The sequence below is a fragment of the Sphingomonas bacterium genome, from assembly GCF_903643035.1.
Taxonomy (GTDB): domain Bacteria; phylum Pseudomonadota; class Alphaproteobacteria; order Sphingomonadales; family Sphingomonadaceae; genus Sphingomonas.
Map to the genome: position 1 here is coordinate 1 of NZ_CAHJWW010000280.1, position 3,589 is coordinate 3,589.

Consider the following 3,589-nt stretch of genomic DNA (forward strand, 5'->3'; position numbering starts at 1 on the left):
GGCGGCTCTCGCCCTCGCGTCCCGGCAGCGGCGGCGCCTCGCCCGCATCGGCGAGGTTCGCGCGACGCGCGGCGTCGAGCGCCTGCCAGATACCGCCTGCCCGCATCATGCCCCCTGGAACCGTCCCGGCCCTAGCAGCAGCCACGCCGCTTGCGCCAGCGCCGTACCCGGTTCATGCGCCCGACATGACTACGCCTGCCTCCCCGGCCGCCGACCGCACGCCCGCGCCCGCCCCCCTGCCATGTCCGGCGCCCAAGCCGTGGATCATGGGCATCGCTCCCTATGTCCCCGGCCGCGCGACCGCCTACGATGGGCGACCGGTGATCAAACTGTCCTCCAACGAGAATCCGCTGGGGACCAGCGCCACCGCCCGCGCCGCGTTCGCCGCCGCCGCGCGCGAGCTGGAACGTTATCCCGACGCGGGCGCGACGGGCTTGCGCGAGGCGATCGCGGCCGCGCACGGGATCGAGCCGGACCGGATCGTGCACGGTACCGGATCGGACGAGGTGCTGCATCTTGCCGCCGGCGCGTTCGCGGGGCTGGGGGACGAGGTGATCTACGTCCGTTATGGGTTTTCCGTCTACGACATCGCCACGCGGCGCGTCGGCGCGGTGCCGGTCGTGGCGTCCGACCGCGACTATGCGACTGACGTCGATGCCATCCTGGCCTGCGTGACGCAGCGGACGCGCGTGGTCTTCGTCGCCAACCCCAACAATCCGACCGGCACCTACTCGCCCCGCGGCGAGATCGCGCGGCTGCACGCGGGATTGCCCGCCGACGTGCTGCTGGTGCTCGACCAGGCCTATGCCGAGTACGTCGCGCCGCAGGACGACGACGGCGGGCTGGAGCTCGCGCGGGTGCATCCCAACGTGCTGGTGACGCGGACCTTCTCCAAGATCCACGGCCTGGCCGCCGAGCGGATCGGCTGGGGATATGGATCGCCGGCGGTAATCGACGCGATGCACCGCATCCGCGCGCCGTTCAACGTGACGATCGCGGGCCAGCAGGCGGCCATCGCGGCGCTGGCCGACACCGGCTTCGTCGCCGCCTCGCGCGACCACAATGCGCGCGTAAGGGCGGCGTTCGTGACGCAGATCGAGGCGCTGGGAAACGCCGGTCTTCGCGCCGTGCCGAGCGAGGCCAATTTCGTGCTGGTCACCTTCGCGCCGGCGGGAAGCGCGGAGGCGGCGTACGGTGCGCTGATGGCGGCGGGCTATGCCGTGCGCTGGCTGCCGGCGCAGGGCCTGCCCGACGCGCTGCGCATCACGATCGGCCGCGACGAGGACATGGCGGCTGTGGTCAAGGTGCTGCGCGCGCAGGCAGGAGCGGAGGCCGTGGCGGGCTGATGGCGCCCTTTGCCCGTGTCGGCATTATCGGGCTGGGGCTGATCGGGTCGTCGATCGCACGAGCGGTGCGGCTGCATATGCCGACGGTGCGGCTGACCGGGCATGACGCGGACCCGGCGGTGCGTAATACGGCTTTCCGCATCGACCTACTCGACGTCGTCGACACAGCGGGGGCCGCGGTGATGGACGCGGACCTCGTCGTGCTGTGCGTGCCCGTCGGTGCGATGGCGGCGGCGGCGGCGGCGATCCGCGACCGGCTGCCGGCGGACGCGATCGTCACCGACGTCGGCGGCGCCAAGGAGAGCGTCGCCGCCGCGCTGCGCGCCGCGCTGCCGCATGCGACGATCGTGCCGGGCCATCCGGTCGCGGGAACCGAGCACAGCGGACCTGAAGCCGGATTCGCGAGCCTCTTTCGCGGCCGCTGGTGCATCCTGACACCTGGGGAGGACGCCGATCCGGTGCCGATCGCCCGGCTGCGGACGTTCTGGGAGGAGTTGGGCGCGAACGTCGAGATCATGAGCCCCAGGCACCACGACCTGGTGCTCGCCGTCACGAGCCACGTCCCGCACCTCATCGCCTATTCGATCGTCGGCACCGCGTCGGACCTGGAAGAGGTGACCCGCGGCGAGGTCGTGAAGTTTTCCGCTGGCGGCTTTCGCGACTTCACGCGCATCGCGGCGTCGGACCCGACGATGTGGCGCGACGTGTTCCTGAACAACCGCGAGGCGGTGCTTGAGATCCTCCAGCGGCTGACCGAGGACGTGACGATGCTCCAGCGCGCGATCCGCTGGGGCGACGGCGATACCCTGTTCGACCTGTTCACCCGCACCCGCGCGATCCGGCGGGGTATCATCGAGCAGGGCCAGGACGACGCGAGACCGGACTTCGGGCGAACGCACGAATAGCCTGTCCACGCTCCAGCGCGTTGATGGCGGCGTGTACCCGCGCCTCCGCCTCGTGCCTGGGCAGGCCGGGAGGAACGACCTCTCCGAATCGGATCGTCACCGTCCCGCGCCGGCGCGGACCTTGGCGGGGAAGCAGCCGGCCGCTGTCGACCGCCACCGGCACCGTCGGGATCGCCAGCATCCGGTACAGCCCCGCGAACCCCGATTTCAGCGGCGGCGTCTCGCCGGGCGCCACGCGCGTGCCCTCGGGGAAGATCAGGATCGAGCGGCCGTCCGCCTTTGCCGCCCGCGCCTCGCGCATCATCGTGCGCAGTGCGGTCGCCGAGCCATCGCGGTCCACCACCAGCGCGCCGTACCGCCGCGCCGCCCAGCCCCAGACGGGGATTGTCGCCAGTTCCTGCTTCAGCGCCATCGCCGGCCCGTCGAGCAGCCGCTGTAGTTCCAGCGTCTCGAACATGGCCTGGTGCTTGGCGGCGTAGAGGGCTGGGCCAATGGGTCGGTCGCCCTCCACCACGACCGTCAGGCCGAGGAGGCGGCGGAGGGTCCAGTGGTAGAAGCTGGTCCATACCGTCGCATGCGCGATCACGGCCTTTTGGCCGAACAGCGCGCTGACCGGGACCGTCATCATGATCGGCACCGACCCTGCGTAGAAGACCAGGTCGAAGGCCCACCGCCGCCAGCGCGGGATGACCGGCGGCTCCCCGTCCATGTCCGTCGCCGGCCCGCTCACCGCCCGATCCCGAGCCACAGCGCCACGCGGCGCAGCAGCAGCTTGTCGTACTCGCTCACCAGCAGCCCCAGCCTCGCCTCTCCCGGCACCCCGTCGACGACCACCGGCACGCCGGGGCCGAGCGCCGCGACCAGCTCCATCCGCGCGCGCCGCATGTGCCAGTCCGAGGTGACGAGCCGGATCGAGCGATAGCCGTGAACCCGCACCCACCGCGCGGTCTCTTCCGCGTTGGAGCGCGTGTCCACCGCCTCCGCGCCGAGATCCACGCAGCAGGCGAACAGCCCCGACGACACATGGTAGCGACGCGCGAGGTCCGCCGCGCGCACGCCCGGCGCCACGCCCGTCACGAGCAGCCGGTGCGCCTGGCGCGCGCGCAGCAGGTCGAGCCCGCGATCGATCCGCCCCGGCCCGCCGGTCGGGACGACGATCGCGTCCGTGGTGCTGCCAACGTCGAGCGGCGGCGACAGCGTCAGCATGAACGCGGCAAAGCCCAGTACCCAGGCGAGCGCGACCAGGCCGATCAGCCGGCGGATCATCGCCGGCCTGCCCCGGCCCCGGCCCTGGCCCTGGCCCTGGCCCCAGCCCTGGCCCCGGTCCCGGCCCCACCG

The 3,589-nt window shown here is 72.3% G+C and carries 4 protein-coding genes; 2 read left to right on the top strand and 2 right to left on the bottom strand.

The genetic code is table 11. The features are described from left to right. Window positions 1-266: 266 nt before the first annotated feature. Window positions 267-1,346: a histidinol-phosphate transaminase gene (gene hisC, locus HUV01_RS13790; protein ID WP_217431016.1), complete on the top strand. Its 1,080-nt coding sequence runs from the start codon at window positions 267-269 to the stop codon at window positions 1,344-1,346. After that, a complete protein-coding gene (locus HUV01_RS13795; RefSeq protein ID WP_174298791.1) occupies window positions 1,346-2,251 on the top strand; it encodes a prephenate/arogenate dehydrogenase family protein in 906 nt (301 codons plus the stop codon). Before hisC ends, HUV01_RS13795 begins: the two co-directional genes overlap by 1 nt. On the opposite strand, the gene HUV01_RS13800 is transcribed toward HUV01_RS13795, so the two are convergent. Both HUV01_RS13800 and HUV01_RS13805 read right to left on the bottom strand, forming a co-directional pair. Continuing rightward, window positions 2,196-2,960: a lysophospholipid acyltransferase family protein gene (locus HUV01_RS13800; RefSeq protein WP_174298793.1), complete on the bottom strand. Its 765-nt coding sequence runs from the start codon at window positions 2,958-2,960 to the stop codon at window positions 2,196-2,198. The two genes, HUV01_RS13795 and HUV01_RS13800, sit on opposite strands and share 56 nt — an antisense overlap. Before the next feature lie 17 nt (window positions 2,961-2,977). Further along, on the bottom strand, window positions 2,978-3,517 hold the full coding sequence (locus HUV01_RS13805) for a YdcF family protein (RefSeq protein WP_174298792.1): 540 nt from the start codon (window positions 3,515-3,517) through the stop codon (window positions 2,978-2,980). Window positions 3,518-3,589 lie beyond the last annotated feature (72 nt).